This is a genomic window from Candidatus Methylomirabilota bacterium (assembly GCA_003104975.1).
Lineage (GTDB): Bacteria > Methylomirabilota > Methylomirabilia > Methylomirabilales > Methylomirabilaceae > Methylomirabilis.
In genome coordinates, this window is record PQAM01000019.1 from 151,549 (window position 1) to 175,428 (window position 23,880).

Annotated in this window: 23 protein-coding genes; all 23 read left to right on the top strand. The window is 61.2% G+C overall.

What is annotated here, in order from left to right:
* Positions 1-10: 10 nt before the first annotated feature.
* Positions 11-988, top strand: coding sequence for a polyprenyl synthetase (locus tag C3F12_14865; protein ID PWB42468.1), 978 nt, complete (start codon positions 11-13; stop codon positions 986-988).
* A gap of 30 nt (positions 989-1,018) precedes the next feature.
* Positions 1,019-2,827 (top strand): elongation factor 4, encoded by a 1,809-nt coding sequence (locus tag C3F12_14870; GenBank protein PWB42469.1) that lies wholly within the window; start codon positions 1,019-1,021, stop codon positions 2,825-2,827.
* A complete protein-coding gene (gene lepB / locus C3F12_14875) occupies positions 2,824-3,462 on the top strand; it encodes a signal peptidase I (GenBank protein ID PWB42470.1) in 639 nt (212 codons plus the stop codon). Before C3F12_14870 ends, lepB begins: the two co-directional genes overlap by 4 nt.
* Positions 3,459-4,673, top strand: a complete 1,215-nt coding sequence (locus tag C3F12_14880; GenBank protein ID PWB42471.1) for a coproporphyrinogen III oxidase — start codon at positions 3,459-3,461, stop codon at positions 4,671-4,673. The genes lepB and C3F12_14880 overlap by 4 nt, the downstream gene beginning before the upstream one ends.
* A 144-nt stretch (positions 4,674-4,817) precedes the next feature.
* Complete coding sequence (gene hrcA, locus C3F12_14885; protein ID PWB42472.1) at positions 4,818-5,858, top strand: heat-inducible transcription repressor HrcA; 1,041 nt, start codon at positions 4,818-4,820, stop codon at positions 5,856-5,858.
* Between the two features lie 55 nt (positions 5,859-5,913).
* Positions 5,914-6,555 (top strand): nucleotide exchange factor GrpE, encoded by a 642-nt coding sequence (gene grpE / locus C3F12_14890; protein PWB42473.1) that lies wholly within the window; start codon positions 5,914-5,916, stop codon positions 6,553-6,555.
* A complete protein-coding gene (dnaJ, locus tag C3F12_14895; GenBank protein PWB42474.1) occupies positions 6,552-7,643 on the top strand; it encodes a molecular chaperone DnaJ in 1,092 nt (363 codons plus the stop codon). Before grpE ends, dnaJ begins: the two co-directional genes overlap by 4 nt.
* 44 nt (positions 7,644-7,687) lie before the next feature.
* Positions 7,688-10,306, top strand: coding sequence for a DNA polymerase I (locus C3F12_14900; protein ID PWB42475.1), 2,619 nt, complete (start codon positions 7,688-7,690; stop codon positions 10,304-10,306).
* Positions 10,299-10,931, top strand: coding sequence for a dephospho-CoA kinase (locus C3F12_14905; protein ID PWB42476.1), 633 nt, complete (start codon positions 10,299-10,301; stop codon positions 10,929-10,931). Before C3F12_14900 ends, C3F12_14905 begins: the two co-directional genes overlap by 8 nt.
* A 422-nt stretch (positions 10,932-11,353) precedes the next feature.
* On the top strand, positions 11,354-12,601 hold the full coding sequence (gene rho, locus C3F12_14910; protein PWB42477.1) for a transcription termination factor Rho: 1,248 nt from the start codon (positions 11,354-11,356) through the stop codon (positions 12,599-12,601).
* Between the two features lie 363 nt (positions 12,602-12,964).
* Positions 12,965-13,243, top strand: a complete 279-nt coding sequence (locus tag C3F12_14915) for a 50S ribosomal protein L31 (GenBank protein PWB42478.1) — start codon at positions 12,965-12,967, stop codon at positions 13,241-13,243.
* 42 nt (positions 13,244-13,285) lie between these two features.
* Positions 13,286-14,353: a peptide chain release factor 1 gene (locus tag C3F12_14920; GenBank protein PWB42516.1), complete on the top strand. Its 1,068-nt coding sequence runs from the start codon at positions 13,286-13,288 to the stop codon at positions 14,351-14,353.
* Between the two features lies 1 nt (position 14,354).
* Entirely contained in the window at positions 14,355-15,308 is a 954-nt protein-coding gene (prmC, locus tag C3F12_14925) for a peptide chain release factor N(5)-glutamine methyltransferase (protein ID PWB42479.1), read from the top strand.
* Positions 15,301-16,557: a UDP-N-acetylglucosamine 1-carboxyvinyltransferase gene (murA, locus tag C3F12_14930; GenBank protein PWB42480.1), complete on the top strand. Its 1,257-nt coding sequence runs from the start codon at positions 15,301-15,303 to the stop codon at positions 16,555-16,557. The genes prmC and murA overlap by 8 nt, the downstream gene beginning before the upstream one ends.
* Before the next feature lie 63 nt (positions 16,558-16,620).
* A complete protein-coding gene (locus tag C3F12_14935; GenBank protein ID PWB42517.1) occupies positions 16,621-17,304 on the top strand; it encodes an ATP phosphoribosyltransferase in 684 nt (227 codons plus the stop codon).
* Complete coding sequence (gene hisD, locus C3F12_14940; protein PWB42481.1) at positions 17,301-18,590, top strand: histidinol dehydrogenase; 1,290 nt, start codon at positions 17,301-17,303, stop codon at positions 18,588-18,590. Before C3F12_14935 ends, hisD begins: the two co-directional genes overlap by 4 nt.
* Positions 18,587-19,693 (top strand): histidinol-phosphate transaminase, encoded by a 1,107-nt coding sequence (locus C3F12_14945; GenBank protein PWB42482.1) that lies wholly within the window; start codon positions 18,587-18,589, stop codon positions 19,691-19,693. Before hisD ends, C3F12_14945 begins: the two co-directional genes overlap by 4 nt.
* 168 nt (positions 19,694-19,861) lie before the next feature.
* Positions 19,862-20,449, top strand: a complete 588-nt coding sequence (locus C3F12_14950; GenBank protein PWB42518.1) for an imidazoleglycerol-phosphate dehydratase HisB — start codon at positions 19,862-19,864, stop codon at positions 20,447-20,449.
* Positions 20,450-20,616: 167 nt separating this feature from the next.
* Positions 20,617-21,249, top strand: a complete 633-nt coding sequence (locus C3F12_14955; GenBank protein ID PWB42483.1) for an imidazole glycerol phosphate synthase subunit HisH — start codon at positions 20,617-20,619, stop codon at positions 21,247-21,249.
* The gene (gene hisA / locus C3F12_14960; protein PWB42484.1) at positions 21,250-21,972 is read left to right on the top strand and encodes a 1-(5-phosphoribosyl)-5-[(5-phosphoribosylamino)methylideneamino]imidazole-4-carboxamide isomerase; all 723 of its coding nucleotides are present in this window, start codon (positions 21,250-21,252) and stop codon (positions 21,970-21,972) included.
* Between the two features lie 3 nt (positions 21,973-21,975).
* Positions 21,976-22,803, top strand: a complete 828-nt coding sequence (locus C3F12_14965; protein ID PWB42485.1) for an imidazole glycerol phosphate synthase subunit HisF — start codon at positions 21,976-21,978, stop codon at positions 22,801-22,803.
* 6 nt (positions 22,804-22,809) lie between these two features.
* On the top strand, positions 22,810-23,505 hold the full coding sequence (locus C3F12_14970; GenBank protein ID PWB42486.1) for a bifunctional phosphoribosyl-AMP cyclohydrolase/phosphoribosyl-ATP pyrophosphatase: 696 nt from the start codon (positions 22,810-22,812) through the stop codon (positions 23,503-23,505).
* 9 nt (positions 23,506-23,514) lie between these two features.
* Positions 23,515-23,859 (top strand): histidine triad nucleotide-binding protein, encoded by a 345-nt coding sequence (locus tag C3F12_14975; GenBank protein PWB42487.1) that lies wholly within the window; start codon positions 23,515-23,517, stop codon positions 23,857-23,859.
* Positions 23,860-23,880 lie beyond the last annotated feature (21 nt).

Genomic DNA, 23,880 nt, shown 5'->3' on the forward strand with positions numbered 1-23,880 from the left:
AGGCGCGCACGTGATTGCTGAGACGATTCTCTCTCCTGTGACTTCCGAACTTGCCCTGGTTGAAGAGCGGCTCCTCCAAGACATCAGCGGTGATGTGGAGTTGATCTCTGAGATCATCCGGTATGTGCTCAAGAGCGGCGGGAAACGGGTCCGACCTGCGTTGCTGTTGCTGTCGGCCAAGCTCTGTGGCTATGATAGCGGCTCGCGTCACATCGATCTGGCGGTCGTGGCCGAATACATGCACGCGGCCACGCTTATTCATGATGATATCATCGATCGGGCCGATAAGCGCCGCGGGCTGCCCTCGGCCAATAGTACCTGGGGTTCGCAGATCTCTGTGCTGGCGGGCGATTTTCTGTACGCCAGATCGCTCCAGATGCTGGTGATCGATGGTGATCTGGCGGTCATGCGGGCCTTCGCGGATGCGACGGTTCTGATGATTGAGGGTCAGGTACGCGAGGTCCAGAACGCCGGAAACCTCGACCTTGCGTATCACGAGTATCTGGACATCATCACGGCAAAGACCGCCGCCCTGATTTCCGTTGCGTGCAGAACCGGCGCCCTGATCGCCGGCAGACCGATGGACGAGGTGGCGGCATTAACCGAGTTCGGTCTGAATCTGGGGATTGGATTCCAGTTGGTCGATGACGCGCTGGACTTTGTGGCCGAAGAGGACCGGTTGGGTAAACCGGTGGGGAACGACTTCAAGGAGGGGAAGGTGACCTTTCCGATCCTGCATGTGATGTGGGCCGGTTCGGAGGCCGATCGGGGCAGGATCCGCGAGTTGGCCGCGCAGACCACGCTCGGGGAGACCGACTTGGCAGAGGTCAAGGCGATGGTGGAACGGTACGGCGCCGTTCCGGCGACCATGGAGCTGGTTCGCACCTACCTGAAGAAGGCGAAGACATCGCTCAGCAGCTTTCCGGATTCGGCTGCCAAGCGCTCGCTTGTCCTGATGGTTGACTTTGTCGGAGATCGAGATTGGTAATGGCCGGTCTTCTTCCCTGCCCGTAATGTGATGGCGACCAATCTGCAACAGATTCGGAACTTCTCCATCATCGCGCACATCGATCACGGTAAGTCAACCCTGGCTGATCGGATTCTGGAGGCGACCGGGGCGCTGCCGCCTCGCGAGATGGAGGCCCAAGTCCTGGATCGCATGGACCTCGAGCGGGAACGGGGTATTACCATCAAGGCTAAGGCCGTCCGCCTCCACTACAAACGTCACGGTGCACCGGAGTATATCCTGAATCTGATCGATACGCCCGGTCATGTGGACTTCAGTTACGAGGTCTCACGAAGCCTCTCGGCGTGCGAGGGGGCCTTGCTCGTGATCGATGCCGTCCAGGGCGTCGAGGCGCAGACGCTGGCCAATGTGCACCTCGCCATGGAGCACGACCTGGCTATCATCCCGGTCATCAACAAGATTGACCTGCCGAATGCCGATATCCCGCGAGTCAAGGCGCAGATCGAGGAGACCCTGGCCATCGATGCGTCCGAGGCGATCCTGTGCAGCGCCAAGCGCGGGATCGGGACCGAAGAGGTCATCGAGGCGGTCATCAAGCGGATTCCGCCTCCCACTGGCGCGTCTGACGCGTCTCTGAGGGCACTGATCTTCGACTCGTCATTTGATCCCTACCAGGGGGTGATCGTTTACGTCCGGCTGTATGAAGGCCAGGTGCGTGCGGGGATGCGGATACTCCTGATGTCCACCGGCGCGGCGTTCGACGTGATGCAGGTCGGCGTCTTTGCCCCGCAGATGCGTCCTACGGATTCGCTGTCGGCCGGAGAGGTCGGGTACATCATCGCCGGGATCAAGGATGTGCGCCACACGAGGGTCGGAGATACCATCACGGCCGAGGACCGACCGACGGCGGCGCCGCTGCCCGGCTTCAAAGAGGTCCGGCCGATGGTATTTGCCGGTCTGTACCCGACCGAGAGCGAACAGTACCTGGAACTGAAGGAGGCGCTGGAGAAGCTTCAGTTGAACGATTTCTCCTTCAGCTTTGAGCCGGAGACGTCGGTGGCCCTGGGATTCGGCTTTCGGTGCGGGTTCCTCGGTCTGCTCCACATGGAGATCATTCAGGAGCGGCTGGAGCGCGAGTTTGGCCTGACGCTGATCACGACCGCGCCGACTGTGGTCTACCGGGTCTCCAAGAGTGACGGGACCGTGGTTGAGGTGGACAACCCCAGCGATCTGCCTTCGCCGCAGGCCATCGAATGGATTGAAGAGCCGTACATCAAGGCCTCCATTATGGCACCCGGCGAGTACGTCGGGCCGATCTTCGCGCTCTGTCAGGAAAAGCGCGGGATCCAGCGCGGTGTCGAGTATATGGAGGGCGGCCGGGTCGTCATCACCTACGACCTCCCGCTCAACGAGATCGTCATGGATTTCTATGATCGACTCAAGTCGGCTACCCGCGGCTACGCCTCGCTGGACTATGAATTCATCGATTATCGGGAGGGTCACCTGGTGAAACTGGACATCCTGGTCAACGGTGAACCGGTGGATGCGCTCTCGTGCATCGTGCCGAGGGAGCAGGCGTATCTCAGGGGCCGGATGCTGGTGGAACAGATGCGGGAGCTGATTCCCAGACAGCTCTTCGAGGTGGTGATCCAGGCTGCGCTTGGCGGTAAGGTGATCGCGCGAGAAAGCGTGCGCCCCTTACGCAAAAACGTCACGGCCAAATGCTACGGCGGGGATATTACCCGCAAGCGAAAACTGTTGGAGCGCCAGAAAGAGGGGAAGCGCAGAATGAAGCAGGTCGGCAGGGTCGAGATTCCCCAGGAGGCCTTCATGGCAGTCCTGAAGGTCAAAACGCCATGAGACGACAGACAGCGGATGAGACAGTGAAGGAGGATCAGGAGCGGGCCCCGCGGCCGAACGCGAAGTCCGATAAATCGGTTGCGCGCCAGTATGCGGAGGCCGTGGTCATTGCCGTTATCCTGGCGTTGGTGGTTCGAACCTTTGTGGTCCAGGCTTTCAAGATCCCATCCGGATCGATGCTGCAGACGCTCCAGGTCGGCGACCACATTTTAGTCAACAAGTTCCTCTTCTGGTTCACGAACCCCCAACATGGCGACATCATCGTCTTCAAGTACCCTCAGGATGAAGGGAGAGACTTCATCAAGCGGGTGGTCGGTCTGCCGGGTGACAAGGTGGAGATTCGGGCCAAACAGCTCTACATCAACGATCAGCCGGTGACTGAGCCGTACGCCATCCACCTGGATCCAGCCGCGTTCGATGATCCGGGTTCGTCGCGGGACAATTTTGGTCCGGTTGTCGTCGAGCCTGGCCACCTGTTTATGATGGGTGACAACCGGGACTACAGCATGGACAGCAGGTTTTGGGGTTTGCTCGATATGAAGAAGATCAGAGGGAAGGCCTTCGTCATCTACTGGTCGTGGGATCACGAGCGTTTCCGGCCGCGCTGGGATCGGATCGGGATGCTGGTGCGATGAACGCAGTGTCGAGCGTTGAGTGTCGAGTGTCGAGTTCAGACTCTTCTCCTTACTCCTCACGCCTTACCCCTTACGCCCAACCCCTCGGTGTATACATCCACATTCCCTATTGCCTGTCACGCTGTCATTACTGCGACTTCAACAGCTATCGCATTGATACCGGTCAGATTACACAATATCTGGAGACGCTGGCGCGAGAGATCGCATCGAGGGCGTGCGCAGAAGCGGTCCGAGACCGGCGCGTCTGTTCCGTCTTCTTCGGCGGCGGGACGCCTTCGATACTCCAGGCGTCGCAACTGGTCGGCATCCTCGATCATTGCCGGGCGACCTTTACCGTCGAGGACGATGCAGAGGTCAGCCTCGAGGTCAATCCTGGGACGGTCGACCTGCCGAAACTCTGTGCGTTGCGAGAGGGCGGGGTGACCCGCCTGAGCGCAGGGGTGCAAGCGGTTCAGGACCGACTCCTCCAACGAATCGGACGCGCCCATACGGCCTGGGAGGCCGAACGAGCCTTTTGGTCGATGCGGGAGGCCGGCTTCGATAATATCAATCTGGACCTGATGTTCGGCCTGCCCGATCAGAGTACGGACGACTGGTCGGAGACCCTTGACTGGGCGATCGGCGCAGGTCCTGAGCACATCTCTGCCTACGGGCTGATTCTCGAGGACGGGACGCCGCTCCAGCTTGAGTCGTCCAGGGGCGACATTGGGCTCCCCGACGAAGAGACGGAGGCGGCGATGTACCGTTTAGCTGTCGACCGGTTGCGCGAGGCCGGCTTTGAGCAGTACGAAATTTCCAACTTCGCGCGTCAAGGCTTTCAATGTCGGCATAATCTGGTCTACTGGCAACACCAGGAGTACCTCGGCCTGGGGGCGGGGGCCCACTCATTCCTCGCCGGACGTCGGTACTACAATGAATCACTGCCCGCACGCTACGTCTGCGCGATGGCCGAGCGAGGGGCCGCCGTAGCCGGCGGCGAAGTGCTGTCTGTCGAGATGGTGCGATCCGAGCGTCTGATGTTGGGACTGCGGCTTCGGTCCGGATTGGACGTGCAGGCGTTCACGGACCTCCTGGGTATTCAAGACCTTGCGGCGTCTGATCGGGTCGCTCGCTTTCTGGACGATGGGTTTCTTCGCGTACGGGAAGGGCGGGTACAGATCACAGAGCGTGGGCTTCTCGTAGCCAACGAACTGGTTGTCCAACTTCTCTGATTCCGGTCCGTAGACTCCGCGTGGGACGGCGGCAAAACCGCTTGACAATAGTAGCCGTTTTTCTTAGGATTTTTTTGTGATTTGGCACTCTCCGCGAGAGAGTGCCAAGAGCCGAAGAAGGCGCAAGGGGGGGACGAGGGATTCATGCGGACACATGAACTGACTCCACGGGAGCGTCAGGTCCTGAAGGTGATTATCCATGACTATATCACCTCCGGGGAGCCTGTCGGGTCCCGAAGCATCGCGAGACACCACCTGGGCCACCTCAGCCCTGCCACCATCCGCAACGTGATGGCGGATCTGGAGGAGGAAGGCTATCTCTCTCAACCGCACGCGTCGGCCGGCAGGATCCCAACCGATTCCGGGTATCGCTTGTACGTCGACAGTCTCATGCAGCGTCCTCGATTGTCGAGGGTCGAGGAAAGTCGGATCGAACAGGGAATCCGTCCTAGCCGCGGTCAGGCCGAGGAGCTGGTGCAGGGGGTCAGCCGAATCCTTTCCGATTTGTCGCGATACGCATCGGTCGTGCTTGCGCCGAGATTTGCACAGAATACGTGGCGGCGCATCAATTTTGTCCACCTGAACCGGGAGCGGATTCTGGTGGTCCTGATGGCCGATTCCGGACTCGTTCAGCAGAAGGTGATTGCCATCGACGAGCTGATCGAGCAGCCGGGACTGGATCGGATCTCCAACTATCTGAACAGTGTTTTGGGCGGGGTGACCCTTCACGAGGTCAGAAACCGGATCATTGCGCGAATGGCCGAGGAGCGCGATGAGTTTAACCGCCTGATGCAGCGGGCACTGGAGCTCAGCAATAAGACGCTGGAGGGTGAGGAAGAACAGGTCTATATCGGAGGGGCGGCCAACATCGCGCATCAGCCGGAGTTTGCCGACATCAACAAGATGAAGCATATCTTCGCAGCCTTTGAGGAAAAATCAAAGCTGGTGAAGATTCTTGATCAATGCCTGACCTATGAGGGGTTGCGGGTAATTATCGGTCGAGAGAGTGAGATGAGGGAGATGCGCGACCTCAGCCTGATTGCCTCGCCGTATAAGAGCGGGGATCATGTTATTGGCGTACTCGGCATCGTTGGACCGAAACGGATCGCTTATGACCGCATGGTGGCCCTTGTCGATTGTACGGCCAGGGTTGTGAGCAAGCTGCTGACAGAGGCGGATGTATAGTTCCGGCGGATAGCCTGCCGACTCTGTCGTTGAACAGATAGGAGTCGATCGGACCATGAATCAGGAAAATCAAGACGTCACAGCACCGACAAGCGGTACCGTTCATGAGGGTCCCGCCGCCCCCACAACCGAGCTGGAGGCGATGATCGGCAAGCTGCAGGCCGAACTTAAGGAACGGACTGCGGAGGTGGATGCCCTCAATGACCGTCTCCTTCGCGTGCACGCGGAGTTTGAGAACTACAAGAAGCGGGCATCCCGGGAGCGAAGTGAGTTTGTGAGATTCGCGAACGAAGGGCTGATTCTTGAACTGCTGCCTGTGGTGGACAGCCTGGAACATGCGGTCGCGACGGCGCGTGTCGGCAGCGACGTCCAAGGTCTTGCAGAGGGGGTCGATATTATTCTTCGGCTCTTCCTGACGACCCTGGAAAAGGTCGGGGTTAAACCGATCGAGGCATTGGGCCGTGAGTTCGATCCGAACTTCCATCAGGCTGTGGCTCAGACAGAGTCGACGGATGGTCGCGACAATATCGCCGTCGAGGAGATTCGAAAAGGGTACCTCCTGGAAGGGCGCCTGTTGCGGCCGGCGATGGTGAAGGTATCGAAAACACCAGTGTCGAGTGTCGAGTGTCGAGCGTCGAGCGTCGGTGAGGATAGACCCGAAACCCAACATCCGAAATTCGAAACATCTGAGTCATGAGCAAGCGCGACTACTATGAGGTGCTGGGGGTAGATCGGGATGCCGGTCCCGATGAGATCAAGCGGGCCTATCGTCGGCTGGCCCACAAATATCACCCCGACAAGAACCCCGACAATAAGGCGTCGGAAGAGCAATTCAAGGAGGCTGCCGAGGCGTACGAGATCCTGAACAATCCCGAGAAGCGGGCGGCCTATGACCGGTTCGGCGTTGCCGGAGAACGGGCCGGCTTCGGGGGGTTTGGCGAGGCCGGCTTCGGGTCGGTATTTGAGGACCTGTTCGAGGGGTTCTTTGGAGGATCCGGTCGGCGGGCTGCCTCGCGAGGGGCGGATTTGCGCTACAACCTGGAGATCAACCTTGAGGAGGCGATCCTCGGGGTGGAGAAAGAGATCACCATCCCCCGGATGGAGCCCTGCGGCGCCTGCAAGGGGAGCGGCGCGAAGCCCGGCACATCTCCGGTCGCGTGTCGGTCCTGCCGCGGCAGCGGCCAGGTCCGGTACTCGCAAGGCTTTCTCACCATCAGTCAGACCTGTTCGGCCTGTCGAGGCGAGGGGCGTGTCATCGAACATCGGTGCCGCGACTGCCGGGGCACCGGGCGGTCACGATCCGAGCGGACCCTGACGGTGAAGATCCCTGCCGGGGTTGAGACAGGGATACGCTTAAAGCTGACCGGCGAGGGGGAGGCCGGTCCCCATTGGGGGGACCGGGGCGATCTGTATGTTGTCATCACCGTAAAGGAGCATCCGCTCTTTGCGCGGCATGGCGATGACCTGTACTGTGAGGTCCCGGTCACGTTTGTCCAGGCGGTGTTGGGGGACGAGTTGGAGATCCCAACCTTTTTCGGGATGACGAAGCTCAAGATCCCGTCCGGGACCCAACCGGGCGCCGAGTTCCGCATTCGCGGCAAGGGTGTGCCGCGCCTGCGCGGCCACGATCAAGGCGACCTGGTGGTCAGGGTCGTAGTCGAGGTGCCCAAACGACTGACCACGAAGCAGCGCGAACTGCTCGAAGCATACGCCGCCCTGGAAAACGGCGACGGGAGTCCGCTGGTCCAGAGTTTCTTTGATAAGGTCAAGAATCTGTTCGGCTGATCCACCCTTCCGCAACGGCATGCCTGCGTAGAGGATACTGACCGATGGCAGGCAGATCGCTGTATCTCATCGACGGGAGTTCCTACCTGTTTCGGGCCTACCACGCGCTTCCGCCCCTCAGCAGCAGCGAGGGGGTTCCGACCGGCGCCGTCTACGGCTTCACCAATATGCTGATCAAGATCATCCGGGACGAGCGGCCGGATGCGGTCGTCGTCGTCTTCGATTCCGCCGGGCCGACCGAGCGACACCAGCACTACGCCGACTATAAGGCCAATCGCGGAGCGATGCCCGACGATCTGAGCCGCCAGCTTCCGTATATCCACCGAGTCGTGGAGGCGATGGGCATCCCGCTCCTGACGCAACCGGGACAGGAGGCGGACGATCTGATCGGCTCGCTCGCACAACGGGCGGCGGCGCGGGGTGACCGTGTCACCATTGCAACGGGCGATAAGGACATGCTCCAGCTCGTTGGGCCCGGGATCCGCGTCTACGACGCCATGAAGGCTACAGCGTACGACGAATCGGCGGTCCTGAAGCGCTTCGGCGTCCCCCCCGGTCAGGTCGTGGAGGTGATGGGGCTGATGGGCGACGCGATCGACAATATCCCCGGCGTGCGCGGAATCGGGGAGAAGACCGCCAGGAGTCTCATCCAACAGTTTGGAAGCATCGAAGCGGCAATCGCGCACCTGCCTGAGGTCAAGCCCGTAAGGGCTCGAGAGGCCCTGAGAAGCGGGATTGAGCAGGCCAGACTCAGCCGTGAGTTGGCCCGCATCAGGACCGATCTCCAGGCTGAATTGGATCTCGCACAGCTCACGCCGCCGTCGCCGGACCGGCACGCGTTGCACGCCCTCTTTCGAGAGCTGGGATTTGCGGGGCTCCAACGGGCATTTGCCCCTATGTCGTCGAACAGCGCGCTCCGCGTCGTGATTCTTGATCGTGGGGCAGAGGCCGATGCGTGCGCGCGTGCCCTTCTGGCCTCCGCCAGTGTGGCTATTGCGGTCGCGTCGGATAACGACGGGCAGACCGACAAATCACTCCATGGCCTGGTCTTCTGCAATGAACCTGATGTGGCGCTCTGCTTCTCTTCTCCGGCAATCGATGCAAATCTGGAGCGCCTCCGTCCGGTCTTGTCCGGTGAGACACCTGCGAAGATCGGTCACGATCTCAAGCGTGCGATGGTCGCCCTCGCACGAAAGGAGATCGGCCTGAAGGGATTGACCTTCGATACCATGGTGGCCTCCTATCTCCTGAATCCGAACCGATCGGATCATTCCCTTTCGACCGTGGCGCTGGAGCAGTTGGGCATCGCCGTCGCTGCCGATTCCGGGATTGAGAAGGGAGGGGATAGGCGTGAGCAGGTTATGAACCGGGCAGCCGAGGAGGCGCATCTGGCGTGGCAGCTCCAAGAGGTGTTGCGGCTGAGGCTGGAGCGGTCCGGACTGCTGCCGCTGTTCGCCGGCATCGAGATGCCATTGATCGAGGTATTGGCCTCGATGGAGGGGATCGGATTCAGGGTAGATGTCGACCAGCTCGAGGAGTTGAGGAAGGAACTGGAGGGTGAGCTGAGTCGCATCGAGTCGCGCATCTTCGCCCTGGCGGGTGAGCGTTTCAACATCAACTCACCCAAGCAGTTAGCCGAGGTGTTGTTTCAGCGACTGAAGCTTGCGCCGCTGAAACGGACGAAGACCGGCTATTCCACCAATATGGAGGTACTCCAGCGGTTGGCTGCCACCCATGAGCTGCCCGCAGAGGTCCTGAATTATCGGAGCCTCGCGAAACTCAAATCGACCTATGTGGATGTGCTGCTTCGGCTTGCCGATCGCGCGAGCGGGCGTATTCATACCTCGTTCAATCAGACAGTCGCGGCGACAGGCCGCCTGAGTTCCAGTGAGCCGAACCTTCAGAATATCCCCGTTCGGACCGAGTTGGGGCGACGGATTCGCCAGGCGTTCGTGGCTGCGGCAGGACATCGCCTGCTGTCGGCCGACTATTCTCAGATCGAGCTGCGGATCCTGGCGCACCTCTCGCAGGATTGCGCGTTGATTGCCGCTTTCACGGCGGGTGCCGATGTGCACCGCAGTACAGCGGCGGAGATCTTCGGGGTAGAGCCCGAGGCGGTGACGGCAGAGATGCGGCGACGGGCCAAGGTCATCAACTTCGGTATCGTCTACGGGATGAGTCCCTTCGGCCTGGCGTCGGAACTCGATATGTCGCAGGAGGAGGCCGCTCTCTACATTAACCGATATTTTCAGATCTATCACGGGGTCAAGTCGTATATCGACCGGACGGTGCGCGAGGCGACGGAGCGAGGCTTCGTGAACACGCTGTGGGGGCGTCGCCGGGCCATTCCAGAGCTTAAGAGCGCCGATCAGACGGTTCGGCAACTCGGAGAGCGGCTGGCGATCAATACCCCGATACAGGGATCGGCGGCCGACCTGATCAAGGTCGCCATGATCGCTATCTTCAGGCGCCTGCAATCGGAGCGGTTGGGCGCGAGAATGATTTTACAGATCCACGACGAGCTGCTGTTTGAGGTGCCAGACGCCGAGTTGGATCTCATCACTCGTATTGCCACCGAGGAGATGGAGGGGGCGGCGACGCTCTGCGTCCCGCTGCAGGTGGACCTCGGAATCGGCGTGAACTGGGCTGAGGCTCATGCCTAGCGGGCAGGACGGTCGGCGGATGATCGTGATCGGTCTGACAGGGGGCATCGGTTCGGGTAAGAGTACGGTCGCCGCGATGTTCAAGGAGTTGGGGGCGACAGTCATCGATGCGGATCAGGTGGCTCACGAACTGGTCGAGCCCGATCAGCCGCTGTTCGAGGCGGTCGCCGCGGCATTCGGCCGAGAAATCGTCGGAATGAGCGGAGGCCTCGATCGTCAGCGATTGGGCGCCATCGTGTTTGCCGACGCCGACGCTCGCCGGCGATTGGAGGCGTTGCTGCACCCGGCTATCATCGTCGAGTGCGAACGTCGTATCCGGCAGGCAGCGGGGTCGGGGAGCGCGGTCTGCCTGGTCGATGCAGCACTACTGATTGAGAGCGGATGGCATACTCGCTGTGATGCGGTGATTCTTGTTGAGGCGAGCGAGGCGGTTCGGATCGAGCGCCTGGTTCGATTCAGGGGCCTCAGCCGGGATGACGCGATGCGGCGTATTCGGGCGCAGATGCCGCCACAGGAGAAGCGACGCTACGCCCACTATGTCATCGAGAATGAGGGGTCGCTCGAAGAGATGGCGCGACGGGTGCGGGCGGTGTGGGACCAGTTGTCCGCGAAGGTCGCGCCGTGAAAAAAGGCTTGACAAAGGGTATGGGCTCTACTAAGTTTAGATTGACAATCTCGCTGAGGTATCGACTTCTCCAGAGTGTCGTTTGTCGGTCGGTCCTGAATCATGATCACAGGCGTGAGACCGACGCTGCCTAAGATCTAACTCATCTGGCTTTCCAAATCAGACCATTATTTCCCATGCGTCCGGCAGGGGCCTTGTTTCAGATGACCGGCTTCCGATATTGACAGGCGTCATGCTGCAGGCTGGTTCGAAGAACAGGCGAGCAATGGGTGACATTCGCGAAGTAGAGTCATCGTCAACAGTCGTATCGACTTACGGAAGAGGAGTTTGCGTAGATGGCCCCACCAGTATCTGAATCGACCAGGCGGTCCGGTGCGTCAGAGGCGAAGGAGACGGCGACGGCGCTCCCCAGGGGTGGTTCGATGAATATCGTCGAGTTGAAGGAGAAGACCATCTCTGAGTTGAGCACCATTGCCCGGACGCTCAACGTTGTGGGCGCGAGCGGCCTCCGTAAACAAGAGCTCATCTTCAAGATCCTCGAGGCGCAAACCGAGAAGAGCGGACTGATCTTCGCGGAGGGGGTGCTCGAGGTGTTGCCGGATGGGTTTGGCTTCCTGCGAGCACCGGACTATAACTACCTGCCGGGGCCGGACGACATTTACGTCTCGCCGTCGCAGATTCGGCGCTTCGACCTCAGGACCGGCGACACCGTATCGGGACAGGTCAGACCTCCCAAGGAGGGTGAGCGCTATTTCGCCCTCCTCAAGGTTGAGGCGGTCAACTTCGAAAATCCGGAGTTGATCAAGGACAAGATCCTCTTCGATAACCTGACCCCTCTCTTCCCGAATCAACGGATCCGGCTGGAGACGACACAGGATGAGCTGAATATGCGGGTGATGGACCTCCTGACCCCGATCGGCAAGGGGCAGCGCGGGCTGATCGTCGCCCCGCCGCGGACCGGGAAGACGATCCTTCTGCAAAAGATCGCCAACAGCATTACCAAGAATCATCCCGAGGTGATCCTGATCGTTCTGCTGATCGATGAGCGACCCGAGGAGGTGACCGACTTCCAGCGGTCCGTGAAGGCAGAGGTGGTCAGTTCCACCTTTGACGAGCCGGCGACGCGCCACGTCCAGGTGGCCGAGATGGTGATCGAGAAGGCCAAACGGCTGGTGGAACATAAGCGCGACGTCGTGATCCTGCTGGATTCCATTACACGATTGGGACGGGCCTACAATACCATCGTTCCGCCGAGCGGCAAGGTACTCTCCGGCGGCGTGGACAGCAATGCGCTCCAGCGCCCCAAGCGGTTTTTCGGGGCGGCACGGAACATCGAAGAGGGTGGGAGTTTAACGATCATGGCTACAGCCCTGATCGACACCGGCAGCCGGATGGACGACGTCATCTTCGAGGAGTTCAAGGGGACCGGCAACTGCGAGTTGGTCCTGGATCGACGGTTGGTGGACAAACGGGTCTTCCCCGCCATCGACATCTTCAGGTCGGGTACGCGGAAGGAGGAGCTGCTACTCACCCAGGAGGAGCTCAACCGGATGTGGATTCTGCGCAAGGTCCTCCAAACGATGGGCGTAGTCGAGGCGATGGAACTGTTGCTCGAAAAGTTGAGGCAAGCCAGATCGAACGAGGATTTCCTGAGGGCGATGAATTCGTAGTGTTCAAGCCCCTCGCCGACGCAATCTGTCAGCCCGTCTCCTCGACGGGCTGAATTTTTTGTTGAACGACGGCCGGTCTGCCTTCAGTCGTGAGCATGACTCACGACCTCAGCGTCGTGCTCATCGGTGACAACGTACCCCCGAAACCGTCATTGCGAGCGACTGAAAGGAGCGTGGCAATCTCCCCGTTCTTAGCCGTGCGAGAAACGGTTGGATTGCTTCGGTCGCTGCGCTCTCTCGCAATGACGTAAGCGGAGATGTTGGAATCATTGACTATTTTTATTGAGCGGACTGAGCATTTGGGCCTATAATCAAGCACATTTAACTTACTGAAAAATTGGCTGTTTTCAGGGAGGGACGATCATGAAGTCAGATATTCACCCCAACTATCAAGTTACGACCATCACCTGTGCGTGCGGTGAGGTCATTCACACCCGGTCGACCGTGCCTTCGCTTCGGGTCGAGATCTGCTCTAAGTGCCACCCGCTCTTTACCGGTCGCCAGAAGCTGATCGATACCGAGGGGCGGGTCGATCGGTTCCGGAGGAAGTATGCCAGAAAGCCGAAGGCGGCCAAGGCGGCGGATGAGACCGCCTCTGCGGAACAGGCGGTAGCGGCGCCTGAGGAGGCAGTGGCATCCTGATCGCGAGAGGACGTGTAGGGGACAGTGATGTCGATGTTGCAGTTGCGTGACCGCCTGGATACCATCGAGCAGCGATCTGCCGAAATCCTGCTGCAGATGAGCGATCCGGCCATCATTACCGATCAGGTCCGTTTCCAGCGACTGGCCAAGGCATATGCCGAGCTGGAGCCGGTGGTCGAGGCATACCAGCGGTATCGTAAGCTCTTACGGGATGTCGAGGAGGCGCAGACGCTTCTGCGTGATGGAACCGAGACCGACGTACGCGAGTTGGCAGAGGCTGAGCTTGAGGAACTTGCCGTCAAGCGGACGAAGCTTGAGGAGGAGTTGACGCTCCTGCTGTTGCCGCGTGACCCGGCCGACGAGAAAAATATCATCGTGGAGGTCCGGGCCGGGGCCGGCGGTGATGAGGCCGGGCTGTTTGCGGCCGAGTTGGTCCGGATGTACAGTCGATACGCCGAACTGCAAGGCTGGCGGGTCGAGATGCTCTCTTCCAATCAGACGGGGGTCGGCGGTATGAAGGAGGCGATCCTGAGCATCGAAGGACGCGGGGCCTATAGCCGCCTGAAATTTGAGAGCGGCGTCCACCGGGTGCAGCGTGTTCCCGTCACCGAGTCCAGCGGTCGGATTCATACCTCGACCGTGACCGTTGCCGTGCTCCCGGAGGCGGAGGATGTCGAGGTTCAGATCGACCCGAAGGACCTTCGCATCGACGTCTTTCGTTCGACAGGCCCTGGGGGGCAGTCGGTCAACACGACCGATTCGGCGGTACGCATCACTCACCTGCCGACCGGGATGGTGGTGTCCTGTCAGGATGAGAAGTCGCAGCATAAGAATCGGGCGAAGGCCATGAAGGTGCTGCGGGCCCGCCTGCTTGAGGCCGCTACGGCGCAGCAAGCGGCGGAGATTTCACAGGCGCGCCGTCAGCAGGTTGGGACAGGCGACCGGAGCGAACGGATACGCACCTACAACTTCCCGCAGGGTCGGGTCACCGATCACCGCATCGGACTCACACTTCACAGCCTGCCTCGGATCCTGGAGGGGGAGTTGGAGGAGTTGATCGGCGCGCTGGCGGCCAGCGATCAGGCCGAGCGGTTAAAGGCCTTGGTGTAAGATGGGCTCCGCGGGACTCGTCACGCTGCCTGCCGGAGCGGCGGGGACCGAGTATTCGTATCGCCGCGTCGTAGAGCGCCTGGCAGGAAGCGGCGTGCAGAGCGCGCTGCTGGACGCGGCCTGTCTGATGGAGGTCGCATCGGGCATACCGCGATGGTGGTTTATCCTGGACCCGGACCGACCGATCGCCGCGGACAGGTCAGACCTCCTGGAATCGATGGTATCGCGGCGCGAGGCCAGAGAGCCGATGGCCTACATCCTCGGTGTCAAGGAGTTCTGGTCCCTTTCCTTCACGGTAAGTCCGGATGTCCTGATACCCAGGCCGGATACCGAGATACTGATCGAGACGGCCCTGGACAAAATCGGCGGCAGGCGACTAGATCCGGAGAGCCCAACACCCAACACCCAACACCCAACACCCGTCATCGTGGACCTCGGTACCGGTTCGGGTGCTATTGCCCTGGCGCTGGCGGTAGAACTGCCCCACGCACTCATCTATGCAATCGATCGTTCGCCGGGCGCCTGCCGGATCGCCAGGCGGAATATTACGGCACTGGGGTTGGCGAGCAGGGTTCGCTGTATCCAGGGCGATCTCCTGGAGCCGATTCGAACGGTCAATGCCGGTGGAGGGTGCGATCTGATCGTATCAAATCCTCCATATGTTCCCTCTGGAGAGTGCGGCACCTTATCGCCGGAGATCACCATCTACGAGCCTGTCGAGGCCATAGACGGCGGTCCGGACGGCCTGTACTATTACCGACGAATCATCGAAGCGGCCCCTACCTATCTTCGGGAGGGCGGGTGGCTGGTCCTCGAGGTCGGCGACGGCCAGGCGCCGGCCGTGACGGCCCTGATCCGAGACAGTGCTGGCTTCGGATCGGTAGAGACGCGACCGGACGTTGCCGGTTGTGACCGGGTTGTGTGTGCGCAACGATACGAGATGGCGTATGGATAAACTGATCATCAGGGGTGGGGTCCCGTTGAGGGGACAGGTGACGGCCGGCGGCGCAAAGAACGCGGCCCTGCCTGCGATGGCGGCCTCCTTGCTCACCGGTGAATCGATCCGGCTTTATCGTATTCCGCAACTGGGCGATGTGAAGACGACCATCGGCCTGCTCAACCATTTAGGGGTCAAGGCTGAACGGACTGATGGGGCAACCCTCGCCCTGCGTGCCGACGGGATCGATCAATGCGAGGCCCCCTATCAACTCGTCAGAACGATGCGGGCATCGGTGCTGGTGCTGGGCCCGCTGGTCGCCCGCTTCGGACACGCACGGGTCTCGTTGCCGGGCGGGTGCGCGATCGGGCCGAGGCCAATTAACCTGCATCTGGCGGCGCTTGAAAAGATGGGCGCAACGGTCAGCCTCGATGCCGGGTACGTCGAGGCAAAGGCGGCGCGTTTACGAGGCGCCAGGATCACGTTCGACGGCCAGACCGTCACCGGTACCGAGAATGTGATGATGGCCGCGACGCTGGCCGACGGGGTCACGGTGCTGGAGAACGCGGCGTGCGAGCCTGAGGTGATCGACTTGGCTGCCTTGTTGAATCGTATGGGGGCCAGAATCGAAGGCGCCGGAACCCCCACCATCAGTATTGAGGGTGTGTCCTGTCTACACGGGGCCGAACACGAAATCATCCCCGATAGGGTCGAGACGGGGACCTTTATAGTTGCGGCGGCGATCACCGGGGGCGATGTAACCATCAATCGCTGTCGACCGTGCCACCTGGAGGCTGTGACGGAAAAACTGCGAGAGGCCGGGGTCGTCTTGGAGGAAACCGACACCAGCGTTCGGGTCGTCGCCGATGGGCCGGTACGCGGTGTCAATATCAGGACCCATCCCTATCCGGGGTTTGCGACCGATATGCAGGCGCAATGTATGGCCCTTCTGTCGATTGCCCAAGGAAGCAGCGTCGTCACCGAGACGGTCTTTGAAAATCGGTTCATGCATGTAAATGAGCTGCTGAGGATGGGCGCAGATATTCAGGTGGTCGGCAACGTCGCCTTCGTGAACGGCGTTCCCAGGCTGACGGGCGCGCCGGTAATGGCGACCGACCTCCGTGCAAGCGCCTCGCTGGTTGTGGCTGGGCTGGCAGCCCACGGGTCCACAACCGTCTCGCGGGTGTATCATCTGGATCGGGGATATGAATCGATCGAACGGAAGCTCCGAGGTCTTGGCGCCGACATCGAGCGGGTGACGGAGTAAAGGAGAGTTTTGGGTTCTGAGCATCGAGTGTCGAGTTGGAACCCTGAACCCGAAACGCGAGACATGGCACGTGGAATCCAGCACAACGATGTGATCGCCATCGCTCTACCCAAGGGTCGACTATTGGCCCCTGTCGCGGCCCTCTTTGAGGGGATGGGCATCACCTGTCTCCGGGAATTCGCCGACTCACGCCGTCTGATCTGCGAGGATACGGATCGGCAATTGCAGTTTCTGACGCTGAAACCTACTGATATCCCGACCTATGTGGAGCATGGCGCCGCCGATATGGGTATCGTGGGAAAGGATCAGCTCCTTGAGCAACACCGGGATGTCTACGAGCCGTTGGATCTCCGGTTCGGCGCCTGTCGGCTTGTGGTCGCCGAACCGGCCGAGCTCCGCAAGCAGGATGATCCGCATTCCTGGTCGCACCTCAGGCTGGCGACGAAATACCCTAATCTTGCGGAGGCCTACTTTACCCGTAAGGGGATACAGGCAGACATCATCAAATTACACGGGTCGCTTGAGCTCGCGCCCCTTGTGGGGCTGGCCGAGCGGATCGTCGATCTCGTCGAGACCGGGCAGACCTTGAAGGAGAACGGTCTGGTCGAGGTTGAGGAGATCACGCGGTCGACGGCGCGGCTGATCGTCAATCGGGCCAGTCTGAAGACAAAGTACCGCAGGGTCCAGGAGCTGATCGAACAGATGCGGAAGCAGGTCGAGGCGCAGGCGACGAGGGTACGGCCATGAAACTGCTTCAGGCCGGATCGCAGGAGTGCGCGCTGTTCTTCGCGAGACTCCGGTCGCGACAGGGGACGATACCTGCGGAGATCGAGCAGGCCGTCGGCGGTATTGTGGCAAGCATACGCGCGGACGGCGATGCCGCCCTGTTCGAACAGACGGCGCGACTGGACGGCGTCCGTCTGGATGCCGTGTCGGTACAGGTCACACGACGGGAGGTTGAGGAGGCGTACGCGGCCCTGGCGCCGGCCTCTTTGGAAGCGATCAAGACGGCGGTATCGCGGATCAGGGCCTTCCACGTCCGACAGCGCCGTGAGTCCTGGTTCTCGGATGAAGAGGGCGCGATTGTCGGGATGCTGGTCCGTCCGCTCAACCGGGTAGGGATCTATGTGCCGGGGGGTACGGCGGCCTATCCGTCTACGGTGCTCATGAACGCCATCCCGGCCGCCATCGCCGGCGTGACGGAGGTGGTGATGTGTACGCCGCCGCGTCGCGACGGCACGGTGGCCGCCGCGGTACTGGTTGCCGCCGATCTGTGCGGGGTGTATGCGATCTACAAGGTGGGCGGCGCCCAGGCAGTGGCCGCTATGGCCTATGGGACCGCATCGATTCCGAGGGTGGACAAGATCGTCGGTCCCGGCAACATCTTTGTTGCGGCGGCCAAGCGGCTGGTCTTCGGGCAGGTGGGGATCGACATGATCGCGGGCCCGACGGAATTGTTGATCATCGCCGATGAAGAGGCCCGGGCCGACTGGGCGGCGGCTGACCTGCTCTCGCAGGCCGAGCATGATCCGCTTTCGAGTGCCGTCGTGCTCACACCATCCCAGCGGCTGGCCGAAGAGGTGGTGGCCGAGGTCGCCTGTCAGGCGGCGCAACTGCCCAGACGACAGATCGCAGATGCCTCCTTGGAGCAGTTTGGCGCAGCCGTCGTTGTGAAGGGACTGGATGAGGCCGCCGCCATCGCCAATGAGATCGCGCCGGAACATCTCGAATTGCTGGTGAGAGACCCATGGAGACTGCTGCCGCAGATCCGGTGTGCGGGCGCCATCTTCATGGGGGACGCCACTCCGGAGACGGTAGGCGATTATCTGGCCGGGCCGAATCATATCCTGCCGACGGGGGGGACAGCGCGCTTTGCCTCACCCCTCTCCGTGGCCGACTTCCAACGTCAGAGCTCGCTGATCGCCTTCAGTCGTCAGAAGCTGGAGGCGTTGGAGCCGGCATTGGTAGAGCTGGCCCGCCTGGAGGGGCTTGAGGCCCACGCACGGGCAGCCTCGATCAGGAGGTGCGCATGACGAGGCCGCACCTGCTCGATCTGGTCAAACCGGAGGTCGTACGCCTCACCGCCTATCGGGCCGAAGAGCCGGGACCCGATCTGATCAGGCTTGATGCCAACGAAAGCCCGTTCCCGCTCTCGGAGACCCTTCGCCGAGAGGTTGGCGGCGCCTTGGAACGGGTGGACCTCCACCGCTACCCCGATGCAAAGGCCGATCAGCTTCGAGCCGTCCTGGCGACACAGCTTCAGGTGCCGCCGGGATCGCTGATCCTCGGCAACGGTTCCGATGAGCTGATTCAACTGCTGTTGCTGGCGACGTCGGAACCCGGAACGACCGTGTTGGCGCCGGTGCCGACCTTTTCGATGTATGAGCTGATTGCGAAGGCCCAGGGGCTACGCTTTGAAGGGGTCCCCCTCGACTCTCGTTTCGAGGCCGACCTGCCGGCCCTACTTGAGACCATCGAGCAATTGCGCCCCAAGGTCGTCTTTCTGGCGATACCGAACAACCCCACCGGTACTCTCTTCTCGGAGGCGGAGATCTTCAAGATTCTAGCCGTCGCGCCCGGGTTGGTGGTGGTAGACGAGGCCTATGGGGCGTACGCGGGGCGGACCATGCTGCCGCATCTGGTCGATCAGGAGCGGCTGGTCATCCTCCGCTCCCTCTCCAAGATCGGGCTGGCCGGTTTGCGCATCGGCTACCTGATAGCGCATCCTCTCCTCGCGGCCGAACTGGAGAAGGTCCGTCTTCCGTACAATCTCAATTGCTTCTCGCAGACGGCCGCAGTTGTGCTGCTCAACCATCACGAGTGGATCAATGCCAATGTTCGTGAGGTAGTCCGAGAGCGGGAGCGATTGATGGGTCGACTGGCGGGACTTCCGGGCATCGAGGTCTTCCCGTCAGCGGCGAACTTTATCCTCTTCCGGACGGCACATTCCGGGGCAGAGGTGTTCGAGACCGTGCGGCAGCAGGGGGTATTGGTGAGAAATCTCGGATCGATACAGGGCCTGCACGACTGTCTGCGGGTGACCGTGGGGACGAAAGCGGAGAACGATCGGTTCATGGAGGCATTGGCGAAAGCAATGAAACGTTCCGAGAGTACTGGACTTGGAGCTCATGGGTAGACGGCAGGTCACTCCGCTTGATCTCGCCGTACGTCCCTGTACGGCTCGAATCGGCGCCGACAGACTGCGCTGTCCCTGCTTCGCCTGTCGTCGACGATGCGTCGCCACCTACCGTCCACCTCAGACATGCATGGTGCAAGGCCAAGTGAAGCAGACGGAGGCCCGATGATGAGCAGGACAGCCAAGGTCCACCGAAAGACCGCAGAGACCGACGTCGCAGTTACGCTGAATCTGGACGGGACGGGGCGGCACGCGCTTCAGACGCACATCCCCTTTCTCGATCATATGCTCGCCCAACTGGCGACGCACGGCCTCTTTGATCTGGATATCGAGGCGGGAGGCGATCTTGAGGTCGATCTGCATCACACGGTGGAGGACGTCGGGATCGCGCTCGGCGAGGCGTTCGCCCAGGCCATGGGGGATAAGCGGGGCATCCGACGATTTGCGTCGGCGCTTGTGCCGCTGGATGAGGCGCTGGCCCGCATCGCGCTCGACATCAGCGGCCGCCCCTATCTGGTCTATGAGGCGCCCCAACTTCAGGGTCGGATCGAGAGTTTTGACGTCACCCTTGTCAAGGAGTTCATGCGCGCCCTGGCTATGAACATGAAGGTCAACCTTCATGTAGCGGTCCTGTACGGCGAAAACCTGCACCACTGCGTCGAGGCGATCTTTAAGGCATTGGCCCGGTGTCTCGACCAGGCGACGGCGGTCGATCCGCGGATTGTTGAGGTCCCCTCAACGAAGGGGAGTTTATAGGGGGTGCGGGACTTGAAACTCATAAGTGGCCGGCAGGCGGCTCCGCTTAATCTCGCCGTACGTCCCTGTACGGTTCGAATCGGCGCCGACAGGCTGCGCTGTCCATGCTGCGCCTGCCGTCGACGACGCGTCGCCACCTACCGCCCACCCCTGGCAGGTCAGGTAATATGATTGCTATTATCGACTCCGGCATTGCGAACCTTCGGAGTGTTCAGAAGGGGTTTGAGCGTGTCGGGGCCGATGCCAGGATCGTCGACGATCCTGGGACACTGCGCGACGCCTTCGGCATTGTCCTGCCTGGGGTCGGCGCATTTGCCGACGGGATCGGGAAACTTCAGGACGGCGGGTTCGTCGAGCCGCTGCTGCGGGCGATCGAGGCGGGGAAGCCGGTCCTCGGCATCTGCCTGGGGCTGCACTTTCTGTTCAGTGAGAGTGAGGAATTCGGACATCACGCGGGCCTCAACATTATCAAGGGTCGGGTGGTCCGATTCACGAACGCTGCCGTAGGGGCGGTTCGCGAACCGCCCCTACTCAAGATCCCGCATATGGGGTGGAACCGGATCAGGATCGAACGGCAGGCGCCGATATTCAAGGACATTCCGGACGGAGCCTTCTTCTACTTCGTCCATTCCTACTTTGTACAGCCTGAGGATGAACGCGTGATTGCTGCGACAACGGAGTACGGTCGTCGATTTACCTCAGCGCTATGGCGCGAGAATCTCTTCGCCTGCCAGTTTCACCCCGAGAAGAGTCAAGTCCTGGGTCTTCAACTGTTGAGGAACTTCGCGTCCCTCACGTAGATGCTGATCATTCCCGCGATCGACCTCAAAGGGGGCCAAGTCGTTCGGTTGTCACAGGGCGATCCCCTGCGCCAAACCGCCTATTCCGCCGATCCCGCCGCCACGGCGAGGCGATGGGAGGAGGAAGGGGCGTCGATCCTGCACCTGGTCGATCTCGACGGCGCCTTTGCCGGACGGCCGGAGCAACTCGCTGTTGTGGCCCAGGTGACCCGCGCCATCACAATCCCGGTGCAACTCGGCGGTGGGTTGCGAAGCCTGGCGAATGTGGAGCAGGCGTTCGCCGCCGGCATCGAGCGGGCTGTCCTTGGGACCGCTGCCATCGAGAATGAGGGACTTCTGAGGGAGGCCGCCAAAGTCTATCCCGGTCGCATTCTGCTTGGTATCGATGCGAAAAACGGGAGGGTGGCGGTACGGGGTTGGGCGGAGGCCACCGAACTGCTCGCGACCGATCTGGCGATACGGGCGGCCGATCTGCCGCTGGCCGGGATTATTTATACCGATATCGAGCGAGACGGGATGCTCACGGGACCCAACCTGGATGCCCTGCGCCGGATGGCTCAGACGGCCCGTCACCCGATCATCGCGTCCGGAGGGATCGCCACATTGGACGATCTCAGACGGCTCGCGACGCTGGAGCCCTCTATTGTCATCGGCGCCCTGGTCGGCAAGGCGCTCTATGAGGGCCGATTCTTACTGAAGGACGCGATTACGGCGGCGAGATAAACCATGCTGGCCAAGCGCATCATTCCGTGCCTTGATGTCAAAGACGGTCGTGTCGTGAAAGGGACGCGGTTCGTGGATCTCCGCGACGCGGGCGATCCGGCCGAGGTGGCAGCGCTGTATGACCAGCAGGGGGCCGACGAACTGGTATTTCTGGATATCACCGCCTCCTACGAGCGGCGGGATATCCTGCTTGATGTGGTCCGCCGGACGGCGGACATGACCTTTACCCCTCTCACGGTAGGCGGCGGGGTCCGGGTAGTAGAGGATATCCGGGCGCTGCTCCTGGCCGGCGCCGACAAGGTCTCGCTCAACACCGCGGCGGTACAGCGCCCGGAACTGCTCACCGAGGCGGCCAAGCGGTTTGGGAGTCAGTGCACCGTACTCGCCATTGACGCGAAACGGCTCGACGACGGTGCAGCGTGCGCTCCGACCTCTGTCCCCCAACCCCCAACCCCCAACCCCCAACCCCCAGCTCATACGCCGCGCTGGCAGGTCTACACCCACGGCGGCCGGACACCGACTGGACTGGATGCGGTCGCGTGGGCGAAGCAGGGGGAGGCGCTGGGCGCCGGGGAGATCCTGCTTACCAGCATGGACCGGGATGGCACCAAAGACGGCTACGATCTGGCCCTGACCCGCGCGGTGGCGGATGCCGTCACGATTCCGGTTATCGCGTCGGGGGGTGCCGGTACCCTGGATCATCTGTACGACGCATTGGTTGTCGCGGGGGCTGACGCCGTACTGGCCGCCTCAATCTTTCATTTCCGTGAATATGCCATTCAGGATGCGAAGGCGTACCTGCGTGGTCGCGGTGTCCCGGTGCGGGATTAAAGAGCAATGGAAGCGTTCGATCTCACCCAGCTTCGATTCGACGATTCAGGCCTGATTCCGACCATTGTACAGGATGCTGAGAACAGCCAGGTCCTGATGCTGGCCTATATGAATCGAGAGTCGCTGCAGATGACGCTGGAGACCGGTCTCACCCACTTCTACAGCCGGTCCAGGCAGCGCATCTGGCAAAAGGGGGAGGAGTCCGGCCATATCCAGCGCGTCCACGAGATCTATTACGACTGCGACGAGGATACCCTGCTGATCAAGGCCGAACAGGTGGTGGCGGCCTGCCACACCGGTCGGCGATCCTGCTTCTACCGTCGCCTGCTTCCGTCCCCCGATGCGCCACCGGATACCGCTCAGCAGCAGTTCGATCCGGAGGCGGTCTACGGCGGAAGCCTTGCCGTCCTGCAGCAGATCTTCGAGGTGATCAGGGATCGTCAGGCGCGACCACAGCCGGATTCGTATGTCTCCGGTCTGTTCGCCAAGGGCCAGGACCAGATCCTCAAGAAGGTCGGCGAAGAGGCGACCGAGTTGGTGGTGGCCTCGAAGAATGGGAACCCGGAGGAGATTATCTACGAAGCCGCAGACCTCTGGTTTCATGCGCTGGTCCTGCTGGGGCATCATGGAATCGCGCCGTCAGCGGTCGCTCGGGAGCTGCGTAAACGGTACGGGAAAAAGGACAAGGCGGAGTATCGATAGGACGAGGACGTGGAGAGCTGTCTCTTTTGCCAGATCGCGAAGCGAGAACGTCCTGGAAAGATTGTCTACGAGGATGAGCAATCGGTCGCCTTCGAGGACATTCATCCGAAGGCCCCTGTCCACATCCTGATCGTTCCCAGACAACACCTCGCGACACTCCTTGACGCGAACGAAGCCGACGATCGGCTGCTCGGGCACCTGATGCTGGTGGCGAACCGGATTGCTCGACAGATCGGGATCGCCGACCGGGGCTTTCGCGTCGTGATCAACTGCAACAGCGAGGGCGGGCAGGCGGTCTATCACCTACACCTGCACCTGCTGGGCGGCCGACCCCTCAGTTGGCACCCGGCGTAGGAAACGTCTCTCCCCATTCGG

Bases quoted from the DNA above. Each gene is read 5' to 3' on its own strand.
- C3F12_14870 (PWB42469.1), top strand. From the start codon at position 1,019: ATGGCGACCAATCTGCAACAGATTCGGAACTTCTCCATCATCGCGCAC.
- lepB (PWB42470.1), top strand. From the start codon at position 2,824: ATGAGACGACAGACAGCGGATGAGACAGTGAAGGAGGATCAGGAGCGG.
- C3F12_14880 (PWB42471.1), top strand. From the start codon at position 3,459: ATGAACGCAGTGTCGAGCGTTGAGTGTCGAGTGTCGAGTTCAGACTCT.
- hrcA (PWB42472.1), top strand. From the start codon at position 4,818: ATGCGGACACATGAACTGACTCCACGGGAGCGTCAGGTCCTGAAGGTG.
- grpE (PWB42473.1), top strand. From the start codon at position 5,914: ATGAATCAGGAAAATCAAGACGTCACAGCACCGACAAGCGGTACCGTT.
- dnaJ (PWB42474.1), top strand. From the start codon at position 6,552: ATGAGCAAGCGCGACTACTATGAGGTGCTGGGGGTAGATCGGGATGCC.
- C3F12_14900 (PWB42475.1), top strand. From the start codon at position 7,688: ATGGCAGGCAGATCGCTGTATCTCATCGACGGGAGTTCCTACCTGTTT.
- C3F12_14905 (PWB42476.1), top strand. From the start codon at position 10,299: ATGCCTAGCGGGCAGGACGGTCGGCGGATGATCGTGATCGGTCTGACA.
- rho (PWB42477.1), top strand. From the start codon at position 11,354: ATGAATATCGTCGAGTTGAAGGAGAAGACCATCTCTGAGTTGAGCACC.
- C3F12_14915 (PWB42478.1), top strand. From the start codon at position 12,965: ATGAAGTCAGATATTCACCCCAACTATCAAGTTACGACCATCACCTGT.
- prmC (PWB42479.1), top strand. From the start codon at position 14,355: ATGGGCTCCGCGGGACTCGTCACGCTGCCTGCCGGAGCGGCGGGGACC.
- murA (PWB42480.1), top strand. From the start codon at position 15,301: ATGGATAAACTGATCATCAGGGGTGGGGTCCCGTTGAGGGGACAGGTG.
- C3F12_14935 (PWB42517.1), top strand. From the start codon at position 16,621: ATGGCACGTGGAATCCAGCACAACGATGTGATCGCCATCGCTCTACCC.
- hisD (PWB42481.1), top strand. From the start codon at position 17,301: ATGAAACTGCTTCAGGCCGGATCGCAGGAGTGCGCGCTGTTCTTCGCG.
- C3F12_14945 (PWB42482.1), top strand. From the start codon at position 18,587: ATGACGAGGCCGCACCTGCTCGATCTGGTCAAACCGGAGGTCGTACGC.
- C3F12_14950 (PWB42518.1), top strand. From the start codon at position 19,862: ATGAGCAGGACAGCCAAGGTCCACCGAAAGACCGCAGAGACCGACGTC.
- C3F12_14955 (PWB42483.1), top strand. From the start codon at position 20,617: ATGATTGCTATTATCGACTCCGGCATTGCGAACCTTCGGAGTGTTCAG.
- hisA (PWB42484.1), top strand. From the start codon at position 21,250: ATGCTGATCATTCCCGCGATCGACCTCAAAGGGGGCCAAGTCGTTCGG.
- C3F12_14965 (PWB42485.1), top strand. From the start codon at position 21,976: ATGCTGGCCAAGCGCATCATTCCGTGCCTTGATGTCAAAGACGGTCGT.
- C3F12_14970 (PWB42486.1), top strand. From the start codon at position 22,810: ATGGAAGCGTTCGATCTCACCCAGCTTCGATTCGACGATTCAGGCCTG.